This is a genomic window from Microbacterium sp. BR1, assembly GCF_002812725.1.
Lineage (GTDB): Bacteria > Actinomycetota > Actinomycetes > Actinomycetales > Microbacteriaceae > Microbacterium.
The window spans coordinates 377,726-402,384 of sequence record NZ_NMUN01000002.1 but is presented as its reverse complement, the minus strand read 5'-3'; the positions used below and the strand labels follow the sequence as shown (position 1 = coordinate 402,384).

At 69.6% G+C, this 24,659-nt stretch carries 20 protein-coding genes and 1 riboswitch; of the genes, 8 read left to right on the top strand and 12 right to left on the bottom strand.

The annotated features are described in order from the left end of the window. Positions 1-25 precede the first annotated feature (25 nt). Together CGU35_RS02590 and CGU35_RS02585 are read right to left on the bottom strand one after the other, a co-directional pair. Entirely contained in the window at positions 26-484 is a 459-nt protein-coding gene (locus tag CGU35_RS02590; RefSeq protein WP_100810043.1) for a hypothetical protein, read from the bottom strand. A gap of 61 nt (positions 485-545) precedes the next feature. After that, entirely contained in the window at positions 546-1,604 is a 1,059-nt protein-coding gene (locus CGU35_RS02585) for an alpha/beta hydrolase (protein WP_232711112.1), read from the bottom strand. Between the two features lie 149 nt (positions 1,605-1,753). Here CGU35_RS02585 and CGU35_RS02580 point away from each other — a divergent pair, with 149 nt between their 5' ends. Together CGU35_RS02580 and CGU35_RS02575 are read left to right on the top strand one after the other, a co-directional pair. After that, complete coding sequence (locus tag CGU35_RS02580; protein ID WP_100810041.1) at positions 1,754-2,548, top strand: transglutaminase-like domain-containing protein; 795 nt, start codon at positions 1,754-1,756, stop codon at positions 2,546-2,548. 126 nt (positions 2,549-2,674) lie between these two features. Then, the gene (locus tag CGU35_RS02575) at positions 2,675-3,232 is read left to right on the top strand and encodes a hypothetical protein (RefSeq protein WP_100810040.1); all 558 of its coding nucleotides are present in this window, start codon (positions 2,675-2,677) and stop codon (positions 3,230-3,232) included. A 143-nt stretch (positions 3,233-3,375) separates the two neighbouring features. Here the strand turns inward: CGU35_RS02575 and CGU35_RS02570 are convergent, their stop codons facing one another. Further along, complete coding sequence (locus CGU35_RS02570) at positions 3,376-4,260, bottom strand: bifunctional methylenetetrahydrofolate dehydrogenase/methenyltetrahydrofolate cyclohydrolase (RefSeq protein WP_100810039.1); 885 nt, start codon at positions 4,258-4,260, stop codon at positions 3,376-3,378. Positions 4,261-4,563: 303 nt separating this feature from the next. Further along, entirely contained in the window at positions 4,564-5,838 is a 1,275-nt protein-coding gene (gene glyA, locus CGU35_RS02565; protein WP_100810038.1) for a serine hydroxymethyltransferase, read from the bottom strand. 35 nt (positions 5,839-5,873) lie between these two features. Continuing rightward, a riboswitch (ZMP/ZTP riboswitch) is annotated at positions 5,874-5,958 on the bottom strand. 444 nt (positions 5,959-6,402) lie between these two features. Here glyA and CGU35_RS02560 point away from each other — a divergent pair. Genes CGU35_RS02560 through CGU35_RS02550 form a run of 3 tightly spaced genes read left to right on the top strand, consistent with a single transcriptional unit; the run spans position 6,403 to position 10,044 of the window. Continuing rightward, positions 6,403-8,193: a sigma-70 family RNA polymerase sigma factor gene (locus CGU35_RS02560; RefSeq protein WP_100810037.1), complete on the top strand. Its 1,791-nt coding sequence runs from the start codon at positions 6,403-6,405 to the stop codon at positions 8,191-8,193. 22 nt (positions 8,194-8,215) lie between these two features. After that, positions 8,216-8,626 (top strand): YrdB family protein, encoded by a 411-nt coding sequence (locus tag CGU35_RS02555; RefSeq protein ID WP_100810036.1) that lies wholly within the window; start codon positions 8,216-8,218, stop codon positions 8,624-8,626. Between the two features lie 14 nt (positions 8,627-8,640). Further along, on the top strand, positions 8,641-10,044 hold the full coding sequence (locus tag CGU35_RS02550) for an FAD-binding oxidoreductase (protein ID WP_100810104.1): 1,404 nt from the start codon (positions 8,641-8,643) through the stop codon (positions 10,042-10,044). Positions 10,045-10,070: 26 nt separating this feature from the next. Here the strand turns inward: CGU35_RS02550 and CGU35_RS02545 are convergent, their stop codons facing one another. Beyond that, the gene (locus tag CGU35_RS02545) at positions 10,071-11,291 is read right to left on the bottom strand and encodes an extracellular solute-binding protein (protein ID WP_100810035.1); all 1,221 of its coding nucleotides are present in this window, start codon (positions 11,289-11,291) and stop codon (positions 10,071-10,073) included. A 62-nt stretch (positions 11,292-11,353) separates the two neighbouring features. Here CGU35_RS02545 and CGU35_RS02540 point away from each other — a divergent pair, with 62 nt between their 5' ends. Further along, a complete protein-coding gene (locus CGU35_RS02540; protein ID WP_100810034.1) occupies positions 11,354-11,818 on the top strand; it encodes a hypothetical protein in 465 nt (154 codons plus the stop codon). Positions 11,819-11,917: 99 nt separating this feature from the next. Next, positions 11,918-13,351, top strand: a complete 1,434-nt coding sequence (locus CGU35_RS02535) for a L,D-transpeptidase (RefSeq protein WP_100810033.1) — start codon at positions 11,918-11,920, stop codon at positions 13,349-13,351. 350 nt (positions 13,352-13,701) lie between these two features. Here CGU35_RS02535 and CGU35_RS02530 read toward each other — a convergent pair whose 3' ends face one another. Further along, positions 13,702-15,918, bottom strand: a complete 2,217-nt coding sequence (locus CGU35_RS02530; RefSeq protein ID WP_100810103.1) for an NADP-dependent isocitrate dehydrogenase — start codon at positions 15,916-15,918, stop codon at positions 13,702-13,704. Between the two features lie 198 nt (positions 15,919-16,116). On the opposite strand from CGU35_RS02530, the gene CGU35_RS02525 reads away from it, so the two are divergent. Continuing rightward, positions 16,117-16,569 carry a GNAT family N-acetyltransferase gene (locus CGU35_RS02525; protein WP_100810032.1) on the top strand — a complete coding sequence of 151 codons (453 nt, stop codon included), beginning with the start codon at positions 16,117-16,119 and terminating at the stop codon, positions 16,567-16,569. 21 nt (positions 16,570-16,590) lie between these two features. On the opposite strand, the gene CGU35_RS02520 is transcribed toward CGU35_RS02525, so the two are convergent. From CGU35_RS02520 to CGU35_RS02495, 6 genes are all read right to left on the bottom strand, one after another. After that, positions 16,591-17,388: an alpha/beta fold hydrolase gene (locus CGU35_RS02520; RefSeq protein WP_100810031.1), complete on the bottom strand. Its 798-nt coding sequence runs from the start codon at positions 17,386-17,388 to the stop codon at positions 16,591-16,593. Positions 17,389-17,443: 55 nt separating this feature from the next. Further along, positions 17,444-18,415: an acetylxylan esterase gene (locus CGU35_RS02515; RefSeq protein ID WP_100810030.1), complete on the bottom strand. Its 972-nt coding sequence runs from the start codon at positions 18,413-18,415 to the stop codon at positions 17,444-17,446. Positions 18,416-18,476: 61 nt separating this feature from the next. Next, positions 18,477-20,297, bottom strand: coding sequence for an ABC transporter ATP-binding protein (locus CGU35_RS02510; RefSeq protein WP_100810029.1), 1,821 nt, complete (start codon positions 20,295-20,297; stop codon positions 18,477-18,479). After that, positions 20,294-22,231 (bottom strand): ABC transporter ATP-binding protein, encoded by a 1,938-nt coding sequence (locus tag CGU35_RS02505; protein WP_100810028.1) that lies wholly within the window; start codon positions 22,229-22,231, stop codon positions 20,294-20,296. The genes CGU35_RS02510 and CGU35_RS02505 overlap by 4 nt, the downstream gene beginning before the upstream one ends. A gap of 172 nt (positions 22,232-22,403) precedes the next feature. Further along, a complete protein-coding gene (locus CGU35_RS02500) occupies positions 22,404-22,937 on the bottom strand; it encodes a methylated-DNA--[protein]-cysteine S-methyltransferase (protein WP_100810027.1) in 534 nt (177 codons plus the stop codon). Continuing rightward, positions 22,934-24,562 carry a DNA-3-methyladenine glycosylase 2 family protein gene (locus CGU35_RS02495; protein WP_232711111.1) on the bottom strand — a complete coding sequence of 543 codons (1,629 nt, stop codon included), beginning with the start codon at positions 24,560-24,562 and terminating at the stop codon, positions 22,934-22,936. The genes CGU35_RS02500 and CGU35_RS02495 overlap by 4 nt, the downstream gene beginning before the upstream one ends. Between the last annotated feature and the right edge of the window lie 97 nt (positions 24,563-24,659).

The window sequence follows — 24,659 nt, the reverse complement described above, 5'->3', positions numbered from 1 at the left end:
CCGGCGCGACTCTCCCACGCCAAGGTCACGAGATGCGGCGCAGCTGCGACCCGACGATCACGAAGAATGCGCCGAGCGCGGCCACGAGTGCGCTCACCCCGTACGCGAGCACGGAGGTCATGAGCGCCGTCCGCAGCGATGCCGCCGTCGCGAGCGACGCGCTCTGACCGCGCAGCTTGCCCTCCTCGTCGCTGCCCTTCTCGACGTGACGGAGCGCCTCGCTGATGTCGGCGAACGTCCGCCCCCCGGCGCCGCGCTCGGCGTTGCCCTTGATCACGACAGCCTCGACGTAGGCGGTGACCGGGTCTTGCACGGGCTTGCCCGCCAGAATCGGCGCGTTGCCGGGCACCGAGATCTTCTCGGCGCGCAGCTGCTTCGTCACGGCGAGCCAGGCACCCGAGCCCGCCACCGCGAGCAACGTGCCCGCCGCGACCGTGAGTCCACCGACGCGGCGCAGTGCGGAAAGCGGAGGGAGGGATGCCATGGGGAGTCCTTTCGGGCGCGGATGTCTCTACGCATCCTGACACGCGAAGCGGTTGCCGCGCTCAGCGGGTGACGTCCGCCAGGTACGCAATCGTCGCGGCGAGCGCGTCGCGCGCCTCGGGCAGATCCAGGTGGAACTGGTATTCGTGCGGCAGGGCGGGAACGTGCTGCGCGGGCCAGAAGAGCTCCGTGACATCCACTCCGACATCGCGCAGACGCTGCGACATCGGGATCGACTGCAGCCACGTCAGCCCGTCGCCGTTGCCACCCGAGATGTAGGTCGGCGGGAAGTCGTCGGTGACCCACTCGATCGTCGACATCGTCGCGCCCTCGTACGACGCCGACCAGTTCTTCGTGCCCGTGTACGCCCAGAGCGCGACCTTGAACCCCCACGCCGCGATGCCGTCGAGCTCGGCCATCGCGGGCAGGCTGTACACCCCGCAGTTGAGGATCGCACCGACCAGCTGATCGGGTTGCAGCGCCGGGTCCACGCCCATGATGGCGGCGTACCGCGGGTTCGTCATCAGCACAGCGAGCTGGCTGGCGATCTGTCCACCCGCGGAGTCCCCGGCGAGGACGATACGGGATGCGTCGACGCCCAACTCCTGCGCATTCGCGTCGATGTACGCCAGTGCGTCGTTCAGCTGAGTGATCGCGATCGGATAAGCGCCCTCGGGACCGAGCGTGTAGTTCACGCCGATCGTCGTGTACCCCTCGTTCGCGAGGATGCGCAGGTAGGGCGCCACGTCGGCCTTCGAGCCCGAGATCCACGCCCCGCCGTGCACCCACACCACGGTCGGCAGCACCTCTCCCTCGGCGGCCGGGGTGAAGACATCCATCGTCGTATCGGACCCGCCAGGGGCGTATGCGACATCGAGCAGCTCGCGCAGGGGTGTGTCGGGAACGTAGGGCTCCATCTCGGCGAGCGTGGCCGCTCCCCCGCGCTCGAACACCGAACGGATGACCATAGCCGACGGCCACGGCGTGACGGACGTGACGATGCTGATCACCACCAGGATCGCGATGATCGGGATGCCTATCCAGAGCAGGACCCGCACCCACCTGTGCCGGGGCCTGTGACGGGCCGAGTGTTCGGGGCCGACCTCGTTCTGCCGTGTCACGTGCTCCACCATGTGCGCCTCCGGCGCCAGTGTGGCACAGCCCACGCGACGGATCCGGGAGGCGCGGGCCCGCTACAGGGAGCGGCGAGGAGCGTCAACCCCCGGCATCCGTTCACGCGGTTGACACACCGCGCTGCGATGATCGACGAATGAAGCGAGACGTCGGCGCACACATGACGCTCACGGTCACCGAACCGGCCGAGCTGATCTTCTCGATGGCGGTCGCGGCGGGCGCCGACCTGGCATCGGAGCGGTTGCTCGTGAGCGTGAACGGCGCCGCCATCGAGCCCGAAGAACTCGTCGACTCGCACGGCACGCGCCTCCACCGTGTCGAGGTCGGCGCGGGCGATCTCGAGGCGAGCTACACGGCGACGATCCTCGGACGGACGCCCGAGGAACAGCTCGTTCCGACCGATCTGATCCGGTACCTGCGCCCGAGCCGCTACTGCGAGTCGGACACGCTCGCGCCGACCGCGGCCGCGGAGTTCCCGGGGCTCGAGGGCGTCGACCTGCTCGACGCGGTGAGCTCATGGGTGGGCACGCGCCTGTGGTACGTGAGCGGATCGAGCCTGCCGACCGACGGAGCGGTGCGCACCTTGCTCGCCCGCCAGGGGGTGTGCCGCGATTACGCGCACCTGTGCGTGGCCCTGCTGCGCGCCCGGAACGTGCCGGCCCGGCTCGTGTCGGTCTACGCCCCGGGCCTCGCCCCGATGGACTTCCACGCCGTCGCAGAGGCCTATGTCGACGGAGCCTGGCACGTCGTGGATGCCACGACGCTCGCCCCGCGCAGCAGCATGGTGCGCATCGCGACCGGGCGCGACGCATCCGACACCGCGTTCCTGACCACGCAGCGCGGGCGCGTCGACTTCCGTTCGCTCGAGGTCACCGCGGTGGTGGACGAACTGCCGCGCGACGACGTGACGGCCCTGGTGCGCCTGGGCTGAACGCCCGCGCTGGCCGGATCCCGGTCGAGTCACGCTTCGGCCACGGATCGCGACATCGGCTGCATCGATCGACGCAGCGGAAGTGTCGCACTGGCGCCGAAACGTGAGACCAGGCACGCTGGACCCATGCGCAAGTGGATCGTGCGGTTCGTCTCGCTGTACCTGTTCAACCTCGTCGTGCTCTGGCTGATCGGGTTGCTGCTCGCCTCGGTGTCGGTCGGCTGGGCCGCGTTCTGGGGCTCGATCGTGCTCACCGCGGCGACGCTGTGGATCAAGCCCCTGATCACGAAGTGGTTCCAGGGTATGGCGGCGCGCTCGGCGAACCAGCGCACGAAGGTCGGCGAGAAGCTCACGCAGTACGTTCTCGTGTTGATCGTGGCCGTGATCGTATGGGTGCTGGTCGTGCTCCTCACGTCGGTGCACGTCCAGGGCTGGTTCTCGGGTTGGGTGGTGCCGCCGATCGCCCTGCTGATCGCCTGGGCGATCTACGACGCGATCGACGACCGCGTCGAGAAGCACGCCGCACGCGTGTATGACTCCGCCTCGGCGAAGCTCGGGCGCGCGCCGAAGTCTGGCGGGACGACGGATGCCTCGGTCACGCCGGGCGCGGACGCATCCGCTCGCCGCGAACTCAAGGACGGCCTGACCGACGAGCAGCGTCGCATGCTCGACGAGCTCGGCTGACGCGCCGCCGGACACCGCCCGCCCGCCCGAGCACGGCGAAACACCCCGGGCGGGACGAGACACCCCAGACACAGGGTGTTTCGCGACGCCAGGGGTGTTTCGGTCGGAATAGCGGATGCCCCGGGCAGACCGGGCCCGCGGGGTCAGGCGATCGAGCGCTCCGCGGCCTCGACCACGTTCGTCATGAGCAGCGCGACGGTCATCGGGCCGACGCCACCGGGGTTCGGTGAGAGCCATCCGGCGACCTCGGCGACAGCCGGGTCGACATCGCCGTACACGGCCGACTTGCCCGTCTCGGGGTCGGGCTCGCCGCGCGTGACGCCCACGTCGAGCACCGCAGCACCGGGCTTGACGTCCTCCGCACGCACGAGGTGCTTGACGCCCGCGGCCGCGACCACGACATCCGCCTGACGGATGAACGACGGGATGTCCGGGGTTCCGGTGTGGGTCAGCGTCACGGTCGCGTTGACCTCGCGCCGCGTCAGCAACAGGCCGATCGAGCGCCCGATCGTCACACCGCGGCCGACGACGACGACGTGCTTGCCCGCCAGGTCGTAGCCGCTGCGGCGCAGCAGCTCGATGACCGCACGCGGGGTGCAGGGCAGGGGTGACGTGATCTCGCCGTTGACGTTCAGCACGAGACGGCCGAGGTTGGTCGGGTGCAGGCCGTCGGCATCCTTGTCCGGATCGATCCGCTCGAGGATCGCATCGGTGTCGAGGTGCTTCGGCAGCGGCAGCTGCACGATGTAGCCGTGGCAGGCCGGGTCTGCGTTGAGACGATCGATGACCTCCTCGACGTCCTGCTGGGTCGCGTCGGCGGGCAACTCGATCTGGATCGAGTTCATGCCGATCGCCTCGGACTGACGGTGCTTCATACCGACGTACAGCTGCGAACCCGGATCCGCGCCGACCAGCACGGTCGCGATTCCGGGGTTGACCCCGCGCGCCTTGAGCGCCGCCACCCTCTCGGTCAGCTCGGCCTTGATCGCCGCCGCTGTCGCCTTGCCGTCCAGCTTCTTCGCCGTCATCGTCTCTCCCGTCGGTCGTCCGCGCTTCTTCGCTGCGGGACTGCGCTGTATCCGACCGGGGCCCGGGGGCCGGCCGAAATACCTATGTCGATAGTTATTCTAGGGCCCTGAGCGGCGCGCTCACCAGGGCAGAAGACGCAACGGCCGTGGTGTGGGGCGCACAGAATTCCGGAGAGGCCTGCGAACGAGCACCCACGGCCACCGTCGAAGCCGCGGAAACACGGGGAACCGCGGCGCGGCGCCGCACATTCATCCGGAATGTTGACCGCCGGCCGCGACCGGCCAGGCCCGGGCGGGGCCCGGTTACTGCTCGAGGCCCGGGTACAGCGGGAACGCCGCCGTCAGCGCCGCGACGCGCGTGCGCAGCGCCGCGACGTCGGCGTCCGGCAGCAGGGCCTGCGCGATGATGTCCGCGACCTCGGTGAACTCCGCGTCGCCGAACCCGCGGGTCGCGAGCGCCGGAGTACCGATGCGCAGACCCGAGGTCACCATGGGCGGGCGCGGGTCGTTCGGCACCGAGTTGCGGTTGACCGTGATGTGGATCTCGTGCAGCAGGTCCTCGGCCTGCATCCCGTCGATCTGGGCGTTGCGCAGGTCGACGAGCACGAGGTGGACGTCGGTTCCGCCCGAGCGGACGCTGATGCCCGCGGCCGAGACATCCGGCTGCGTCAGACGCTCGGCCAGGATGTGCGCGCCGCGGACGGTGCGCTCCTGGCGGTCGCGGAACGCGGGGGTCGCGGCGAGCTTGAACGCCGTCGCCTTGGCCGCGATCACGTGCATGAGCGGTCCGCCCTGCTGACCCGGGAACACCGCCGTGTTGATCTTCTTCGCCAGGTCGGGATCGTTCGTCAGGATGAATCCCGAGCGCGGTCCGCCGATCGTCTTGTGCACCGTGGACGACACGACATGCGCGTGCGGGAACGGCGAGGGGTGCAGGCCCGCGGCGACGAGCCCCGCGAAGTGCGCCATATCGACCCACAGGTACGCGCCGACCTCATCGGCGATCTCGCGGAACCGAGCGAAGTCGAGCTGGCGCGGGTACGCCGACCAGCCCGCGATGATCACCTTCGGCTTGTGCTCGACGGCGAGCGCGCGGACCTCGTCCATGTCGATGAGGGATGTCTCGGCGTCGACGCCGTACGCGACGATGTCGAACAGGCGGCCCGAGAAGTTGATCTTCATGCCGTGCGTCAGGTGTCCGCCGTGGTCGAGCGAGAGGCCGAGCAGCGTGTCGCCGGGGCGCGCGATCGCGTGCAGCACGGCGGCGTTCGCGGTCGCCCCCGAGTGCGGCTGGACGTTCGCGAATGCCGCGCCGAACAGGCTCTTGGCGCGCTCGATCGCGAGCTCTTCGGCGACGTCGACCTCTTCGCATCCGCCGTAGTAGCGGCGTCCCGGGTATCCCTCGGCGTACTTGTTCGTCAGCACCGAGCCCTGCGACTCGAGCACCGAGACGGGCACGAAGTTCTCGGATGCGATCATCTCGAGGTAACCGCGCTGGCGGTCGAGCTCGCGCTGCAGGACCTGCGCGATCTCGGGATCGACTTCGGAGAGCGGGGCGTTGAAGAGCGGATCGATCACAGCAACCTCCAGGACGACGGCATCGGCAGAAATTCCGCATCGGCCCAGGCGAGCGGTCGAATGCCGTAGTCAGTCGCTCCCCGGTGGTCACCCACCCGAACGCCAGTCGCGACACCGCGAGTCTAGCGGATGCCCCGTCGTCAGCCCTGCGGTTTAACGAAGCATCCGACATCGAGATGAGGCGGGGGGCGGTTCGGATCAGCCTCCCCCCGGATGACTCTCCGAAACCGCGCCCCGCGGCTGCGACGCTCGGCGCCGCAGCGACTTCGCTCCTTCCCCCCGGAATGAAGCGAAGCGCGTCTCTCACCCAAGAGATGCGATGCCCGGCAGTTCATTACGCGACTTCGCGATCTTTTTCCGGGGCGTCCGCAAACCGGCCCCGAGATGGCCCCGAACGTCGCCCGCGCGGCGCGACAGACGCCCACCGTCTGCTCTCGTCACGGCGGCGGGTGAGAATGGAGAGAACCGCGTCATAGATCATCCAGACGTGCGTCTCTTCCATGAGACGCACGTGACGGATTCGGGGACCGACGGGGCCGACATGACGAATGCAGGGGAATCGGTATGGAGAGCGACGACGTCGACACGACGCCGACGAGCGAGGCTGATGCGGATCTCGTGCTGCGCGCCCGGTCGGGGGACCGCGGCGCCTACGCCGAGCTCTGGCGACGCCACTACCGTTCCGGCATCACCGTCGCGCGGTCGATCACGAGTTCGCTCGACGCCGATGACCTCGTCCAAGAGGCCTACGCCCGGATCTATCAGTCCATCCGCAGGGGCGGCGGCCCCACGGGCTCGTTCCGCGCGTATCTGTTCACCAGCATCCGCAACACGGCCGCGGGCTGGGGACGAGCGCGTCAGGAAACGGCGATCGACGAGATCGACGCGATGGAAGACCCCGCGTCGACCGACGAGGCGACGGCGGATGCGCTCGATCGCGGGCTGACGCATCGCGCGTTCCGCAGCCTGCCCACCCGTTGGCAAGAAGTGCTCTGGTACTCCGAAATCGAGGGGATGAAGCCCGCCGAGATCGCACCCCTCCTCGGGCTCAAACCGGCAGCTGTCGCGCAGCTCGCGTTCCGTGCGCGCGAGGGGCTTCGCGAGGCCTGGATCCAGGCGCACCTGCAGAGCGTCGCAGACGACTCGGACTGCCAGTGGACGATCGAACGGCTCGGTGCCTACGCTCGCGGCAACCTCGGTCCCCGCGACACGCGTCGGGTGGACGACCACCTGCACGAATGCTCGCGCTGCACGATCGTGGCGGCCGAGGCGAAGGATGTCTCGTCCCGCCTCGCCCTGGTGTTGCTCCCCCTGACCATCGGCATCGCTGGCGCCACGAGCTATCTCGCGACGTTGCAGGGCGGAAGCGCGCCGGTCATCGCGCTCGCGGCCATGCCTTCGGCCATCACCCCCGGAGCGGTGGCGGTCGGGAGCGGAAGCGTCGGTGCGGGCACGAGCGCCGCGGGTGGCGTCGGCGCGCCGGGTGCGGGCGCGGGCTCGTCGGCGGCATCCGCGGCGGGCGCCGGGTCGTCAGCGGCTGGCGTCGCCGCCGGCGCGGCAGCAACGAGTGCGGGGGGAATCTTCTCCGGGGCCGGGCTCGCCGTCGCCATCGCGGTGGGAACACTCGTGACCGCGGGAACCGTCATCGTGGTCACGGTGGGGCCCTCGATCTTCGCCCCCGCCTCGGATACGGGGGCCGCCGGGCGCGGCGCGCCCGAACCGCCGGCGACGGATGCCGTGGCCCCCTCGACCGCGGCACCCGGATCCGGCCCGTCACCGTCCGCGCTCCCGTCAACCGAGACGGTCGTTCCCCTGACGTCGTCTCCCGCACCGGAAGACGTCTCCGCCGCACCACGCGTGGCGCCCCCTCGCGAGAGTCGGCCCCGGCCGACGGCCCCCGATGCAGCACCGCCCCCCGCTCCCGTCGCGCCAAGCATCCCCGCGAAACCGGTCGACCCCGTCGATCCCGTCGACCCGGTCGACCCCGTCGACCCCGTCGACCCCGTCGACCCCGTCGACCCCGTCGACCCGGTAGACCCGGTAGACCCGGACCAGCCGACGCTCCCCGCGGGCGGACCCACGGCATTCGCCATCACGGGCCGGATGGACGTCGAGAGCTTCGACTACGGACTCGATATCGAAGTGCTCGGCCAAGAAGGCGCCGTCCTGTCGATCGACATCGGCTCGGTCACGCGAGCCACGCTCCTGCTCGGACCGGACACCGGGCACCTGTACGTTCCGTTGAATCCTCTCGAGTACTACTTCTCCCCCATGACCGTCCGTTACGCCCCGGCGTCCGGGGCACCGATCGAGGTCGCGGGTTCGTCTCCCCGGGCCTGGGATCGGTCGTACTAGCCGCCGCTCGTAGACTGGAACGATGACCGACTCGTCCGCGCTCGACGGCGCACCTCAGCCGACAGCGACCCCGCCAGCGGGGCGTGCGCCGGGGATGGTCGAACGGCCCGGGGTCATCGATGTCGTGCGACTGCTGACCGAGCTCGTCGCATTCGGAACGCTCGCCCTGTGGGGCTTCCTCGCATTCGCCTTCCCCTGGAACCTCGTCTTCGGCATCGGCGCGCCCCTCTTCGCGATCCTCGTCTGGGCGCTCTTCCTCTCTCCCCGCGCCGTCGTCGCCGTGCATCCGTTCGTCGCGGCGTTCATCGAGCTGTTGATCTTCGTGAGCGCGACCCTCGCGTGGTGGAGTGTCGGGCAGCCCTGGATCGGCCTCGCCTTCGGTGTGGTGGCCGTCACGACCGGACTCGTCGTCGGACGACGACGCTTCGCGTGACATCCGGTCCCGACGTGTCCACCGACGCCCGCACGGAACGCGCAGAACCCACGGCTGACGACGTCGTCGCCCTCTTGAGCGCCGAGCTTCCGGGACGGGTCGACACGACGGATGCCTCGCTCGAGGCCGCCCGCGCCGACAAATCCGGTCACCGCACGGCCGGCCGACCGCTCGCCGTCGTTCACGCGCGATCCGTCGACGACGTGCAACGCACCATGCGTATCGCGACCGCGACGCGCACACCCGTCGTGACCCGCGGAGCAGGCACGGGCCTTGCCGGCGCCGCGATGGGCGGACCCGGCGAGATCGTGCTGTCGATGCGGTCGATGGACGCGATCCTCGAGGTGCGCCCCGACGACCTGCTCGCCGTGGTCGAGCCCGGAATCATCAATGCCGATCTCAACGCGGCACTCGCCGCGCACGACCTGTGGTGGGCCCCCGATCCTGCGAGCCGGGCGATCTCGACGGTGGGCGGCAACATCGCGACGGGTGCCGGCGGACTGCTCTGCGCCAAGTACGGCGTCGTCCGTGACGCAGTGCTGGGCGTGGATATCGTGCTCGCGGACGGACGCCTGCTGCGTCTCGGGCACCGCACCGTGAAGGGGGTGACGGGACTCGACCTCACCTCCCTCGTCATCGGCTCGGAGGGCACGCTCGGGGTCGTCGTCGGTGCGACCCTCAAGCTCCGCCGACTCGTGCCCGGCGACGTCTGCACGATCGCCGCGACCTTCCGCGACGTGCAGTCCGCAGCACGCGCGTCCGCAGCGGTGACGGCATCGGGCGTGCAACCCGCGATCATGGAGCTCATGGACGCGACGAGCCTCGCATCCACGCATTCGTATCTCGGCATACCGGCACCGACGCCCGGCGCCGCGCAACTGATCGTGCAGACCGACGGGCCGGCCGCGGGAGCCGAAGCCGAGGTCATCGGCGCAACGCTCGCGGCGAACGGCGGCACCGTCCGGGTGTCGCGCGACCGGGCCGAGGGTGAGCGACTGCTCACGATCCGGCGCTCGATGCATCCGGCGATGGAGGCACGCGGCAAGACGACGCTGATCGAGGATGTCTCGGTTCCCCGCAGTGCGCTCGCGGCCATGTTCGGCGAGATCGCCCGCATCGAACGCGAGTACGACGTGACGATCCCGACGGTCGCGCACGCGGGCGATGGCAACCTGCATCCGAACTTCACGTTCGACGGAGAAGAGGTGCCCGATCACATCTGGGCGGCCGCGGATGCTCTCTTCCGTGCTGCTCTGGCGCTGGACGGCACGCTCACCGGCGAGCACGGCATCGGTACCCTCAAGCGACGCTGGCTGGCCGACGAGCTCGGCGACGATCAGTGGGCCCTGCAGCGTGATATCGCGCGGGTGTTCGATCCGCTCGGCATCCTGAATCCGGGCAAGGTCTTCGCCCCCTGAGCCCGGCGGGTCCCAAGGGCACCGCGTCAGCCGTTCAGGACCGCCTCGATCTGCAGGTCGGCCGCTGCCGCGAGCGCCGCGATGTCCCCGCCGATCGCGATCTGGCCCATGAGCTCCTCGAGCACACCGGATGCCTCGACCTCGGCCCACCTCGGCGACGCGGGCGTGAGTCGGGCGCTGCCCGCGACCGCGGCGAACGCGACCGCCGCGGGAGAATCACCGAGCGCCGGGGCGAGCGATGTCTTGGCGGGAACCAGGCCGCTTTCGCCGTAGAGCATCTGAAACTCGTCGCTCAGCATGATCTTCAGCGCACTCCTCGCGAGTCCCGGATGCTCGGACGCGGCCGAGATGCCGATGTTCGATCCGTCCGCCAGAACCGGGGCGGTTCCGCCCTCCCGGCCCGGCAGCGCGTACACGAACGGGGAGGGCTGCGGGGTCGCCGACTCGCACGCGCTCGCGAGTTCGAGGGCCCGGGCCGGTGCCGAGAACTGGATGGCCCGCTTCTCGCAGTAGGCGACCCAGGGTTCGGCGTTGTCGCCGTCCCGCGGGGCGAGCGAGGCGTTGATCATCAAGTCCTGCACCTGAAGCAGCCCGGCCACCGAGGGATCCGAGCTCAGTTGCGCGTCCCACACGCCCCCCTGGTCCACCGCGACCTCACCGCCGTGCGCCCAGATGAAGGGCAGCGCGCTCTGCCAGTCGCGGCCGGCGAAGTACAGGCCGGAGGTGCCGGGGTTGGCCGCCGTCAGGGTCTTGGCCGTCGTCACGAACTCGTCGAGCGTCGCGGGCGCCGCCCCCACGAGCGCTGGGTCGGCGAACACGGCGCGGGCCTTCGCGAAGAGCGGCGGAGCGAAGAATGCCCCATCGTGGGTTCCCGCGACGACCTGGCCGGGGAGCAGATCATCGCCCCCGAGCGCGTCGTAGTCGTCCGTGAGGTCGAGCAGCGCGCCGCTCGAGGTGAAGGCAGGGGCCAGTGCGGCGCCGAACTCGACGATGTCGGGGCCATCCGCGCTCGACAGGCCAGCGGCCAGTGTGTCGACGAGCCCGTCCCTCGTCTGTTCTTCGATCAGGATGGTCGAACCCGGGTACTCGTCCGCGAATGTCTCGATCAGGTAGTCGCGCGCCTCTTGCGGTGTCTCGGTACCGACGAGCCAGACGCGAATCTCGGCGGATTCGCCGTCCGCCGTGCAACCCGCGAGGACGAGGGCCGACACCCCGAGCAGGGCGACGGCTCCGAGCGACTTCATCATGGCGTTCCTTCGCGTTGGCGGGACACCCATAGGCTAGGGGCTTCACCGAGGGGAAACCTGTCATGAATCGACGCCTGATCACACTCGCGCTTGCCGCGACAGCACTGCTCGGACTCACCGCGTGCACGGGTGGCGGCGGCGAGGCCCCCGACGGCGTCCCGTCCTCGAGCGAATCCGCGTCCGGCGGCGGCGCCTCGGCAGCGCAGACCGTGGAAGAGGCGTGCGCCTCGGTGAACGACACGATCCAGAGCGTGTCGGACGATTTCGCGGGCGTGACGGCCGAGAACCCCGCCGACGCGGCCGCCGCGTTCCAGGCCGCGGCCGATGCCCTCGGCGAAGCGAGCACACAGGTCGAAAACGCCGAGGTCGCCGCGCTGCTGCCCGACATCCAGACCGTTTTCGAGACCGCCGGAGAGGCGATGGCTGCCCTCGCCCAGGGCGATGCGTCGAAGGTCGCCGAACTGCAGAAGCTCGGAACCGAACTGCAGGACAGCTTCACCTCGTTCCAGCAACTCTGCCTGCAGTAGGAGAAAGCCCCCGCAGAGCGCGGTAGGGAGTCGTTGCGCCTTCGTTACCCGCCCTCGCCTACAATCGAGGCACACCCCTCCGCGGGTGAGGGGGGGCCCGTGACTGATCTCATTTCGACGCCAGCGTCCACAGAGGACGAATCGGCGCTGACGCCTGCGCCGCGCGTCGAATGGACGCCGGCGCCGCCCCGCAAGCGGCGCCGTTGGCCCCTCGCCCTCTGGATCGGGCTTCCCGTCCTCGCTCTCGCGGGTGCCGCGGCCTTCTTCGGAACGATCCTGATCGCCCCCGGCGTGACCATCGCGGGCGTCCCCGTCGGCGGACTGACGGTGGGCGCCGCGTCCGAAAAGGTCTCGCAGACCATCTCGGGAACGGGTGTCGAGGTGAACATCGCCGGGACGACCGCGACGATCACCGGTGCCGACATGGGCGCATCCATCGACGCCGACGAGCTCGCGCAGGCCGCCATCGAAACGAACCCCCTGTGGCAGGTGGGCGGATGGTTCCCGAACCCCGATCGCGCCGCGCCGACCCTCGACTCCTCCGCATCCGAGGCGGCGCTCGCGGATGCCTTCGCCACTGACTGGGTCGACCCGGTCGATGCTGTCGTCACCTTCGATGCCGCGACTAGTTCGTACGTCGTGGCCCCCGCGGTCCTCGGCCGCGGTCTCGATCACACGACGATCGAGCGGGCGTACGAGGCCCGGCTGCTCGATCCGTCGCTCCCCGCGGCGTTCGACGGTGAACTCGTCGACCTCGAGGCAGATATCACGACCGAGGCAGCGACGTCCCGCGCCGAACAGCTGAACGCCATGGTCGCATCGGTCGGTTTCTACGTCGGCGAAGAACGCACCGTCCCGATCGCGCCCGAGGTGCTTGCTTCCTGGCTCACCCTGACGCCCGATCCCGACCAGGGCACGATCGCCATCTCGGCCGATCGCGCCGCGATCCAGGCCGTGGTCGATACTCTGCCCGCCGCCGTGGATCGGGCCGCGACGAACGGCGTGCAGGTCGTCAACAAGGCCGGCACGGTGCTCCGCACCGAGCAGGCCGGGGCCGACGGGCGTGTCCTCGGCGCCACCGCGGGAATCGCTGCCGCGTTCGCCTCGCAGCTCGCGGGAGGCGATGCGGCGTACGCACTCGATGTCGCGGTCACTCCCGCGCAGACGACCACGATCGTGCGATCGCTCGAGGTCGACCTCTCCGACCAGCGCCTGTACGTGAAAGAGAACGACGTCGTGATCGACTCCTGGTTGATCTCGAGCGGCATGCCCGGCTGGTCCACGCGCCAGGGCAACTTCACCGTGAACGCGAAGGTGCGCGTTCAGGACATGGGCAACACCGAGGTCGGCTACCTGCAGCCCGACGTCGAGTGGGTCATGTACTTCAGCGGCGACCAGGCGTTCCACGCCGTGTACTGGCGCAACATCTGGGGCCGCCCGCTCAGCCACGGCTGCGTCGGCATGCCGACCGCGCTCGCCAAGCAGATCTACCAGTGGGCCGACGCCGGCACCGACGTGTGGGTGCACGCGTAGACGACGCCGACGCGCAGAAGAAGAGCGGATGCCTCAGGCATCCGCTCTTCTCGTTTCAGCGTCTGATCTCGGTCACTCCCCCCACCGATGTCCCACTTATCCCTGGAATCCCATCCGCATACCTCGCAGAACTGGGACACACAGTTCAGGCATGTCCCACTTCTCATCGCTATTCCCCTCGAATACCGATTGAAAGTGGGACACACAGACCGAGAAGTGGGACACACAGATCGAGAAGTGGGACGCGGGTGCGGACAAGTGCGGAGTACGGGTCGACACTGCCGAAACGGAAGAAGAGCGGATGCCTCAGGCATCCGCTCTTCTTCCGTCTGCGCGAGAGCGCGTCTGCGCTACAGGGCGTCGATGATGCGGTTCAGCGTCTTCGAGGGACGCATGATGGCGTCGACCCGCTGCTCGTCGGGGTGGTAGTAGCCGCCGATGTCGACGGGCGTGCCCTGCGCCGCGGCGAGTTCGTCCACGATCGTCTGCTCGTTCGCGGCCAGCTCAGCGGCGACCGGCGCGAAGCGCGCGGCGAGTTCGGGGTCGGCGGTCTGCTTCGCCAGCTCCTGCGCCCAGTACAGCGCCAGGTAGAAGTGGCTGCCGCGGTTGTCGATCATGCCCACGGCCCGACCCGGCGACCGGTCGTTCTCGAGGAACGTTCCGGTCGCGGCATCCAGCGTGTCGGCGAGAACCTTCGCGTGGGCGTTTCCGGTGCGGTCCGCGAGGTGCTCGAAGGAAGCAGCGAGAGCGAAGAACTCGCCCAGCGAGTCCCAGCGCAGGAAGTTCTCACCCACGAGCTGCTGCACGTGCTTCGGGGCAGAACCGCCGGCACCGGTCTCGAACAGGCCACCGCCCGCGAGCAGCGGAACGATCGAGAGCATCTTGGCACTCGTGCCGACCTCGAGGATCGGGAACAGGTCGGTCAGGTAGTCGCGCAGCACGTTGCCCGTCACCGAGATGGTGTCGAGGCCGTGCCGCATGCGCGACAGCGTGTAGCGCGTCGCCTCTTCGGGCGACAGGATCGACAGCTGCAGACCGTGGACGTCGAGCGTGGCGAGAGCCTGGTGCACCTTGGCGATCAGCTGCGCGTCGTGCGAGCGGTTGACATCCAGCCAGAAGACGGCGGGCGAACCCGTGGCTCGCGCCCGCGAGACGGCAAGACGCACCCAGTCGATGACGGCGATGTGCTTGGTCTGCGTCGCGCGCCAGATGTCGCCCTTCTCGACCGCGTGCTCGATCAGCACCTCGCCCGAGCTGTCGAGGACCTGGACGATGCCGTCGGCGGCGATCTCGAACGTCTTGTCGTGGCTGCCGTACTCTTCGGCCGCCTGGGCCATGAGACCGACGTTCGGCACCGTGCCGATCTTGGCGGGGTCGAGCGGGCCGTTCGCGATCACGTCGTCGATCACGGCCTGGTAGACGCCCGCGTAGGACGAATCGGGGATCACAGCGATCGTGTCGTCTTCGCCGCCGTCGGCACCCCACAGCTTGCCGCCGTTGCGGACGAGGGCGGGCATGGAAGCATCCACGATCACGTCCGACGGAACGTGCAGGTTCGTGATGCCCTTGTCGGAGTTGACGTACGATACGCGTGCCCCGGCAGCCAGGGCGTCGTGGAACGCGGCGATGATCTCGTCGCCACCATCGACATCGGCGAGACCGGCGAGGATCGCGCCGAGCCCGTTGTTCGGGTCGAGGCCGGCCGCCGCGATCCTGTCGCCGTATCGGGCGAAGACATCGGCGAAGTACGAACGGACCACGTGGCCGAAGATGATCGGGTCGCTGACCTTCATCATGGTCGCCTTGAGGTGCACCGAGTAGAGCACGTCGTCGGCCTTGGCGGCATCCTGCGCCTCTGCCAGGAAGGCGTCGAGCGCCTTGGCCGAGAGGAAGGTCGCGTCGATGATCTCGCGCGGCAGAACCTTGAGGTCGCTCTTGAGCACCGTCTTGGTGCCGTCCGTCGCTGTGTGGCGGATGGTCAGCACGTCGTCGTGGGCGGCGACCCAGGACTTCTCGTTGCTCTTGAAGTCGTCGTGACCCATGGTCGCGACACGGGTCTTCGAACCGGCGGGGAACGGCTTGTTCACGTGCGGGTGCTTGCGGGCGTAGTTCTTCACCGACAGCGGCGCGCGGCGATCGCTGTTGCCCTCGCGCAGCACCGGGTTGACGGCCGAGCCCTTGATGCGGTCGTAGCGCGCACGGACGTCCTTCTCGTCGAGCGTCGTGGGCTCATCCGGGTAGTCAGGGATGTCGTATCCCTGCGCCTGCAGCTCGGCGATGGCGGCCTTGAGCTGCGGGATCGAAGCCGAGATGTTCGGCAGCTTGATGATGTTCGCCTCGGGAAGCGTGGCGAGGCCGCCGAGCTCGGCGAGCGCGTCGCCGACCTGCTGCTCGGGCGTCAGCTTCTGCGGGAAAGCGGCGAGCACACGAGCGGCGAGCGAGATGTCGCGCGTCTCGACGTCGACGCCCGCCTGCCGCGCGACGGCGCGAACGATCGGCAGGAAAGATGCCGTCGCGAGGGCCGGGGCCTCATCGGTGTGGGTGTAGATGATGGTCGATTCGGTCACCAGGAAGTCTCCATTCACGTCTTGTCCACCCTATCCCACCGCTGCAAAATGTATCTCGACGTCAAGATAGTTCGGCACCGTAGACCCCCGGAAGGACGGGGCGGGGACTCCGTGCGACGCTCCGGATGTTCATCGTCAGGTCACATTCCGAAACATCGAAGTGTGGGTGGTCGCGCCATCAGCCGTTAGCCTGTCGCTATGGCTGAGCTGCGATTGGTCGAACTGTCCGCCTCCACGATCGTGGCGGTGAACAACCTGTCTCTGAAGCCGGGGCAGGAACAGTACCTCGCACCGGTCTCATACGGGGTCGCGGCCACGGTTGCCGATCCGACCACCTCCTGGCAGCGCGTCGTCTCGGACGGCGATGAGGTCGTCGGCTTCGTCAGCGCGAACTTCGACGAGGATGCCTCGATCGACTACTTCCGCTCGGTGCTGTGGCGCATCAACGTCGACGCGGACGACCAGGGCCGTGGCGTCGGGCGCTTCGCCGTGCAGTCGCTCGTCGAGGAGGCACGCTCGCGCGGACTCGACCACGTCAACGTCATCTACGAGGCGGGCGAGGGGGGACCCGAGGCCTTCTTCCGTCGCGTCGGATTCACACCCGTGGGCGAGACGGAGTACGGCGAGGTCATCGCCGAGATCCGTATCTGACGCGGACCCCGCGCGACGAGGCTACGGCTCGACGAGGAACTCCAGCGCCGCATTCCGGAAGTCCCGCGAACCGGGCGTGTTGAAGTGGTGCCGCCCGGGGATCTCGACGAAGCGGCCGTTCGGCGTCGCCTCGGCGAGTAGGCGGGATCGCTCGATGATCGCGTCGTCGCTTCCCGTTGCGAAGAGGATCGGCTGGCGCGGCGGATGCGTGGGGTCGGGGTCCGCGTCGCCCAGGCGCATTCCCTCGGCGAGAGCGATGAGCGAGCGCAGATCGTTGCCCGCCACCCGCTCCGACAGGGTCACGTAGTTGCGCGTGACCGGGTCGGTGATCTCGACACCGTCCTCGACGAACGCTCGCGCCTGCTCGAGCTTCAACCGTCCGAGCGGTGTGCCGTCGGGGATGCCGCCCAGCACCGCCCGCGAAACGCGATGCGAGGCCTCGACCGCGAACTGCCACCCCACGCGCGCACCGAGCGAGTATCCGACATATCGCACCTCGTCCACGAGATAGGTGTCGAGCACGATCTCGAGGTCGGCGAGGAAGTCGTCCATCGCGTACGCGCGAGGATCGTGCGGCTTGTCACTCGCGCCGTGGCCGCGCTGGTCGACCCCGATCACGCGGAATCCGGCGCGGGTCAGATCGCGCACCCAGCCCGTGTCGACCCAGTTGTCGCGACAGCTCGACGAGAAGCCGTGCACACACAGCACCGGCTCGGCCGCTTCGTCGCCCCACGTGTAGGTCGCGATGCGGTAGCCCTCGACCGACATCACGAACTGCGGATCGGGCATCTCGGTCAGCATCGTCGAGGGAGCGGTCATGGCACCAGCATCCCACGCCGACCCGGGGCTGCCCCGTCCGCCCGCCTTCTTCTGCTCAGCCCATGCGCGCCGCGAGCCAGCGCGCCTGGCGCACCCACTGCGCGTGCCCGCCGCCCTCGTGCCCGTTGTACGCGTACACCTCGATCTCACGGTCGTCCGTTGCGAGGTGGTTGTACGCGGTGAAGACGCTCGAGGGCAGGACGATCGGATCCATGAGGCCGACCGAGAAGAGGGCCGGGACCTCGATGCGCCGGGCGAAGTTCACGCCGTCGAAGTACGACAGGGTGCGGAAGACGTTGTCGTCAGCACCGCGGTGCACGGCCAGGTAGGCGGCGACCTCGGTGAAGGGCGCCTCGGGTGTCAGTTCGACCGAGCGTCGGAAGTGGCAGAGGAACGGGACATCCGGCATCACCGCCCGCACGCTCGCGCCGGACAGCCCGGCGACCGCGAGCGAGATCGCACCGCCCTGACTGCCGCCCGTGACCGCGATGCGATCGGGGTCGGCGAAGTCCAGGGCTCGCACGGCGTCGATCAGCAGCGCGCCGTCGGTGAAGACGCGGCGGTAGAAGTACGTTTCGGGTGCCGTGATGCCCCGTGTCATGTACCCCGAACCGGCGGCGCCCGAACCGTGCGGGTCCGGGGTATCGCCGCCCGAGCCCCAGCCGCTCCCCTGGCCCCGCGTGTCCATCAGCACGTGCGCGTATCCCGAAGCCGCCCACAGCAGCCGTTCGCCCGGCAGGCCGCGCCCACCGCCGTAGCCGATGAACTCCACGACCGTCGGCCACGGACCCTCGCCCCGCGGCCGGGTGACCCAGCCCTTGATCGGCTCGCCCCCGAAGCCGGCGAACGTCAGGTCTTCGATCACGAGCTCATCGATGGGGGTGTCGACCGCGGCGAGTTCCGGGGCCCACGCCATGGTGCGCGCCTGCGCGAGCGTGTCGGCCCAGAACTCGTCGAAGTCGGATGGTTCGGCCACCTCGGGCCGGTACACCCGCAGCGTCTCGAGCGGCAGGTCGGTCTGCGCCATGGGAGCCCCCGTCGTCAGTCGGGGAAGTCCCCGCCTGGATCATAGCGACGATCGCAACTCCCTAGACGAGGGTCTCGCGCCACGCCTCGTGCAGTTTGGCGAAACGTCCCGTTCCCGCGATCAACGCCTGCGGAGTGTCGTCCTCCACGATCCGGCCGTGCTCCATCACGAGCACCCGGTCGGCGATCGCGACCGTCGACAGGCGGTGCGCGATGATGATCGCGGTGCGGTCGGCGAGCAGGTGCTGCAGCGCATCCTGGATCAACCGCTCGCTCGGCATGTCGAGCGAAGCCGTCGCCTCGTCGAGGATCAACACGGCGGGGTCGGCGAGGAAGGCGCGGGCGAACGAGATCAGCTGACGCTGGCCCGCCGAGACCCGGCCACCGCGCTTGTTCACATCGGTGTCGTAGCCGTCCGGGAGCGCCCGGATGAACGCATCCGCTCCCACCGCGCGCGCGGCCGCCTGGACCTCTTCGAACGTCGCCTCGGGCTTGCCGAACGCGATGTTGTCGGCGACCGAGCCGCTGAACAGGTACGCCTCCTGCGTGACCATGACGATCGCGCGGCGCAGATCCTTGGGGTGCAGATCGCGCAGGTCGACGTCATCGAGCGTCACGCGGCCCCGCGTGGGGTCGTAGAAGCGCGACACGAGCTTGGCCAGCGTGGACTTGCCCGCACCCGTCGTTCCCACGAGCGCGACCGTCTGGCCGGCCGGGATGTCGAGCGTGAAGTCGGGCAGGATCGTGCGGTCGCCGCCGTAGCCGAACTCCACCCCGTCGAATCGCACGTGACCGCGGGCCTTCCAGAGGTCGACGGGCTTCGTGGGATCCGGCACCGTCGGCTGCTCCTCGAGCACGCCCGAAACCTTCTCGAGCGCCGCGGTCGCGGACTGGTACGAGTTGAGGAAGAACGCCACCTCTTGCAGCGGTGAGAAGAAGTTGCGCACGTAGAGGACCGCGGCCAGCAGAACACCGACGTCGAGGGCGCCCCCGGCGACACCCGCGACACGGAGGCCACCCCAGAGCACCACGAGCGCGACGGTGGTCGCTGCCACCGCCATCAGGCCGGGCTCGAACGTTCCGAACAGGCGGATCGACCGGATATTGACGTCACGGTACTGGCTGGCGAGCTCGCCGAAGTCCTCGTCGTCACGCTTCTCGCGTCGGAACGCCTTGACGGCGCGGATGCCCGTCATCGTCTCGACGAACTTCACGATCACCTGTGCGCTGACCACCCGAGATTCGCGATACACGAGCTGCGAACGCCGGTAGAACCAGCGCATCAGCAGCCACAGCGGCACGCCCATCACGACGAGGATGATGCCGGACTGCCAGTCGAGCAGCACGAGCGCGATGAGGGTGAATCCGCCGTAGAGCAGGCCCGAGACGAGCTCGTTCAGGCCGCCGTCGAGCAGCTCCCGGATCGAGTCGAGGTCGCTCGTCTGCCGCGAGATGATGCGACCCGACGTGTAGGACTCATGGAACTCGAGGCTCAGAAGCTGCGTGTGGCGGAAGATCCGCATCCGCAGGTCGAGCATGATCGTCTGCGTCAGGCGTGCGGTCACGACGACGTACCAGCCGATCAGCACAGCTCCGCCGATCGCCGACACGACGAATGCCGCAACGACACCGATCGTCGGCAGCCAGTCGGCGCGCGAGAGCACCGCCGGCAGCGCCGTGTCGATTCCGTAGGCGATCAGGGCGGGGCCGAGCACGCGCAGCGCGGTCGAGACGACCAGGACGGTGAGCGCGAGGATCAGGTTGCCGCGCACGGGCGTGAGCAGCGAGCCCAGCAGGCGCAGCGACCGGCGACGGATCTGTCGACTCTCGGCCCGGGTATAGTCGGAGCGGTCTTCGCCCTCGGTTCCGGTGACGGTGCTCACGGGTTCACCCCTCCCAGGCCGGCGGCGCCGGGCCCCTCACGGTCGACGATGGATGCGGATGACAGGGGGTCGGCCTCGGCGATCGAGGCGTCCGGTATCCCGTCCGGGCGCTCGGGCCTCGGATTGCTCGCTTCCGCCTCGAGACTCGAGATGACGTGCCGGTAGTGGGCACTCGTGCGCAGCAGCTCGGAGTGCGTGCCGACACCCGTGATGCGGCCGTCCTCGAGCAGCGCGACGCGATCGGCGAGCGCGACGGTCGAGGGACGGTGCGCGACGATCAGCGCCGTGGTGGTCTCGAGGACGCGGCGCAGCGCCGCCTCGACGAGCGCCTCGGTGTCGACATCGAGGGCCGAGAGCGGGTCGTCCAGCACGAGCACCGCGGGCTTGGCCGCGACGGCGCGGGCGAGAGCCAGACGCTGCCGCTGACCGCCCGACAGGCTCAGTCCTTCCTCTCCGATGATCGTGTCGACCCCGTCCGGGAGATCGTCGACGAACGCAGCCTGCGCGACGTCCAGGGCCTCGCGCAGCACACGCTCGGCCTCGGCGCTACCGGGCTCGAGGTCTTCGCGTCCGAGCAGGACGTTTTCGCGCACCGTGGCCGAGAACAGCGTGGCGTCCTCGAACGCCATGCCGATGTGGCCCCGGAGCTCGTGCAGGGTGAGTTCGCGGACATCCACGCCATCCAGCTCCACCCGGCCCGCCGTCACGTCGTAGAGGCGCGTCGGCAGGGTCGTAAGCGTCGTCTTGCCCGACCCGGTCAGGCCGACGAGCGCCATCGTCTCTCCCGGGCGGAGCACGAGGTCGATGCCGTCCAGCAGGTCGCGCTCCCCCTCGGCCGCATCCTGGTACCGGAAGTGCGCACCGCGGAATGCGAGCTCACCACGAACCTCGGCCGCCTTGCGCGGCTTGTCGGGGTCGACGATCGTGTTCTCTTCGTCGAACACCTCGAACAGACGATCCGTTGCCGTGCGCGCGTCGAGCAGGAACGAGAACAGGAAGCCGATCGATTCCATCGGCCAGCGCAGCACCGTCGCCATCGCGAAGAACGCGAACAGTTCCGCGACGCTCAGCTGCCCGATCTGCGCGAGCACGATGCCCGCTGCCAGGCAGAGCGCGAAGGCGATGTCGGGCAGCAACACCAGCCAGAACCAGATCAGCCCGACCGCGCGGGCCTTGCTCAACTCGGTCTCGCGCAGACCCTCGGCCTGACGGGCGAACTTCTGCAGGGCGTGGCCACCGCGCCCGAAGGCCTTGAGGACGCGGATGCCGTGCACGCTCTCTTCGACCGCTGTCGCGAGGTCACCGGCCTGATCTTGACTCTGCCGCGCGAGCGTTCCATACCTCTTCTCGAAGCGGTAACCCGCGATCCACAGCGGGATCGAGCAGATGACGAAGATCGTGCCGAGCACCCAGTGCCAACGGAACAGGATGACCGAACCGACCAGGATCGTCAGCATGTTGACGACGAGCAGGACGAGACCGAACGCGAGCCAGCGGCGGATCAGACCGATGTCCTGCATCATGCGGCTGAGCAACTGGCCCGACTGCCACCGGTCGTGGAACGCGACGGGCAGACGCTGCAGACGCTCGTAGAACTGGGTGCGCAGGTCGTACTCGACCTTCGTGGCGGGGCCGAGCACGAACCAGCGTCGGGCCCACACCATGAGGGCCTCGAAGAGTCCGAGCCCGAGCACGACGACCGCACCCCACACGATCTGTCCCGAGTCGCGCGACGCGATGGGACCCGCCACGATCGCCTCGAGCACGAGCGGAATCGTGAGCGCGAGCAGGCTCGCGATCAGCGCGCTGAGACCGCCCAGCCACAGTCGTCCGGCGACCGGACGGGCGAACGGCAGAAGGCGCGCGAGAGCGCGCGGGGTCGACAGACGCGGGGTCGACGGTTGGGGCGTGGGTGTCGAGGCTGTCGAAGTCATGATCCTTTTGGGCGTGCAGAATCGCCTGGTCGGCGCGGCGGTGCGGAAGAGCTGCGCACCGCCGGCCTGGTCGAAGGCGCGGTGCGGACAGCCTTCCAGGATATGTGCCGGTGTGACCCGGGGCAAGCGCGCGACCGCTGCGCCCGCGTTGCGGTCGGGGGCGCGTCCTCGATCAGTCCAGCGGCACCGGGACGTATGCCTCGCCGCGTTCGCGGGCGAGCAGGCTCGCCTTGACCGGAAGTCCCCACGCGAAGCCGCCGAGGGATCCGTCGCTCCGGAGCACACGATGGCACGGCACGAACAGCGCCGGTGCGTTTCGCGCGCAGACGGATGCCGCGGCTCGGACGGCGGTCGGGGACCCGAAGACAGCGGCGAACTGGCTGTAGGTCAGGGGCTCCCCCGGTGCGATGCGGCGGAGCGCGCTCCAACCCTTCAGCTGCAGGTCGGTGCCGTGCTGGCGCACGGGCACATCGTCGATTGCGCCGATGGCCCCGGCGTAGTACGCGCGGGCTGCGGCCGCCGCGTCGAGGGATGCCTCGCGCACGGTGCCGGGCCGGAGGGCCGGGTGGATGCGGGCGATGACGGCCGAGGCATCCGTCGTCCAACCGGAGCCGAGCACGCGCTGGTCCGCGTCGGCGACGATGATGAGCGGGCCGTCGGGGGTGTCGATCGCCTCGACGAGGGCGCTCTGGGTGGCTGCGTTCATGCGGGGGTGCCTTTCGTGCGGCGTGCATCAGGAAGGAGAGGTGGTGCGGAATCGGCCCCGGCGGGCGTTGATCCGACGATCGACGGGTGTTGTTCCTCGCCGATGTCCGCCCGGCGCGCGAGAGGCCCGGGCGCGGGCAGGTCCGCGACGGCACGCCAGAGGTGCCCGGTCAGGTACGACCGCCACGGGGCGGACAGAGCCGCCCGGGCCGTCAGCTCGCGCGGGTCGCCCGGCAGTCCCGCGCGAACCGCGCCCGTACGCACGGCGACATCGCCGGGGAGGAACACATCGGGGTCGCCCGTCACGCGCATCCGGACATAATCCGCGGTCCAGGGCCCGATACCGGGCAGCGCGAGCAACGCGGCCCGTTGCGCGGCGGAGTCGTCGCCCGGGCCGAGCTCGAGTTCGCCCGAGGCGAGCGCCGCGGCGACCGTCGTGATCGCACCGATGCGCGCGCGGGGGCCCCGCAGCACCTCGGCGCCGTGGTCCGCGATCGCGGACATCGTCGGGAAGAGCCTGTCCACGCCCTCCCATGGCTCGACGGGCTCGCCGAGTTCGAGGGTCAGCCGTGTCAGCGCGGTTCGCGCCGCGACGACGGTGATCTGCTGTCCGACCATCGCCCGGATCAACATCTCGTGCGGGTCGGCCGCGCCGGGCACCCGCAGCCCGGGCACGGCGCGGACACGTTCGGCGAGCAGCGGGTCCGTCGCGAGCGCCTCGTCGATCGCGAGGGGGTCGGCGTCGAGGTCGAACAGTCGCCGCACTCTCGCGACGAGCGCCGCGAGATCGCCCGGGCGCGCGACCCGAGCCTCGAGCACGAGTCGGCCCTGCCGGGCCGCATCGCGCACACGGAACCACGCGGGGCCGCCCGGCAGGCGCAGGGCGCGCGCAAACGAATCGGATGTCGCGACCTCGACCCCGGGGATCGCCCGCGCCACCATCCACGCGAACAGGCCCGATGCGTCGAACGGCCGCCGATACGGGAGGGCCAGCCGGATGATCCCCGCGCCCCCCTGGTCGGGCCCGACACGCGAAGCCCGCGCACGCAACTCGGTCGGGGTCAGGCCGAACACCTCGCGCACGGTTTCGTTGAACTGTCTCACGCTGGCGAACCCGGCCGAGAACGCGACTTCGGCCGCCGTCAGGTCGGTGCCCACGAGGAGCATCCGCGCGGTGTGTGCGCGTTGCGCCCGGGCGAGGGCCAGAGGACCCGCGCCGAGTTCGGCCGTCAGCATCCGGTTCAGATGCCGCGTGGAGTACCCGAGGCGCGCGGCGAGCCCGGGAACGCCCTCGCGCTCGCTGACCCCGTCGGTGATGAGTCGCATCGCGCGACCAGCGGCATCGCCGCGCAGGTCCCACTCGGGCGACCCGGGCGCAGCCTCGGGCAGACAACGCTTGCACGCCCGGTACCCCGCCTCGTGCGCGGCGGCCGACGTGGCGAAGAAGGACACGTTCGCCGGCTTCGGCGTGCGCGCCGGGCAGCTCGGCCGGCAGTAGATGCCGGTCGTCCGCACGGCCGTGACGAACTGCCCGTCGAAGCGGGTGTCACGCGACGAGATCGCCCGATAACGCTCATCGAACGTCATCGACGGATGCCTCGGCGCGGCGGCGGCGGACTGCTTCATGCCTCCAGCCTGACACGATCCGGCGCGCCCGACTCGCGGAAATCGGACATGGCGGCACGGGCTTCGGCCGCCGACCCTCCCACCTGCTCGACCGCCG

Bases quoted from the DNA above. Each gene is read 5' to 3' on its own strand.
- CGU35_RS02545 (WP_100810035.1), bottom strand. From the start codon at position 11,291: ATGATGAAGTCGCTCGGAGCCGTCGCCCTGCTCGGGGTGTCGGCCCTC.
- CGU35_RS02505 (WP_100810028.1), bottom strand. From the start codon at position 22,231: ATGACTTCGACAGCCTCGACACCCACGCCCCAACCGTCGACCCCGCGT.
- CGU35_RS02575 (WP_100810040.1), top strand. From the start codon at position 2,675: ATGCGCAAGTGGATCGTGCGGTTCGTCTCGCTGTACCTGTTCAACCTC.
- CGU35_RS02495 (WP_232711111.1), bottom strand. From the start codon at position 24,562: ATGAAGCAGTCCGCCGCCGCCGCGCCGAGGCATCCGTCGATGACGTTC.
- CGU35_RS02560 (WP_100810037.1), top strand. From the start codon at position 6,403: ATGGAGAGCGACGACGTCGACACGACGCCGACGAGCGAGGCTGATGCG.
- CGU35_RS02590 (WP_100810043.1), bottom strand. From the start codon at position 484: ATGGCATCCCTCCCTCCGCTTTCCGCACTGCGCCGCGTCGGTGGACTC.
- CGU35_RS02500 (WP_100810027.1), bottom strand. From the start codon at position 22,937: ATGAACGCAGCCACCCAGAGCGCCCTCGTCGAGGCGATCGACACCCCC.
- CGU35_RS02555 (WP_100810036.1), top strand. From the start codon at position 8,216: ATGACCGACTCGTCCGCGCTCGACGGCGCACCTCAGCCGACAGCGACC.
- CGU35_RS02520 (WP_100810031.1), bottom strand. From the start codon at position 17,388: ATGACCGCTCCCTCGACGATGCTGACCGAGATGCCCGATCCGCAGTTC.
- CGU35_RS02515 (WP_100810030.1), bottom strand. From the start codon at position 18,415: ATGGCGCAGACCGACCTGCCGCTCGAGACGCTGCGGGTGTACCGGCCC.
- CGU35_RS02540 (WP_100810034.1), top strand. From the start codon at position 11,354: ATGAATCGACGCCTGATCACACTCGCGCTTGCCGCGACAGCACTGCTC.
- CGU35_RS02570 (WP_100810039.1), bottom strand. From the start codon at position 4,260: ATGACGGCGAAGAAGCTGGACGGCAAGGCGACAGCGGCGGCGATCAAG.
- CGU35_RS02525 (WP_100810032.1), top strand. From the start codon at position 16,117: ATGGCTGAGCTGCGATTGGTCGAACTGTCCGCCTCCACGATCGTGGCG.
- CGU35_RS02580 (WP_100810041.1), top strand. From the start codon at position 1,754: ATGAAGCGAGACGTCGGCGCACACATGACGCTCACGGTCACCGAACCG.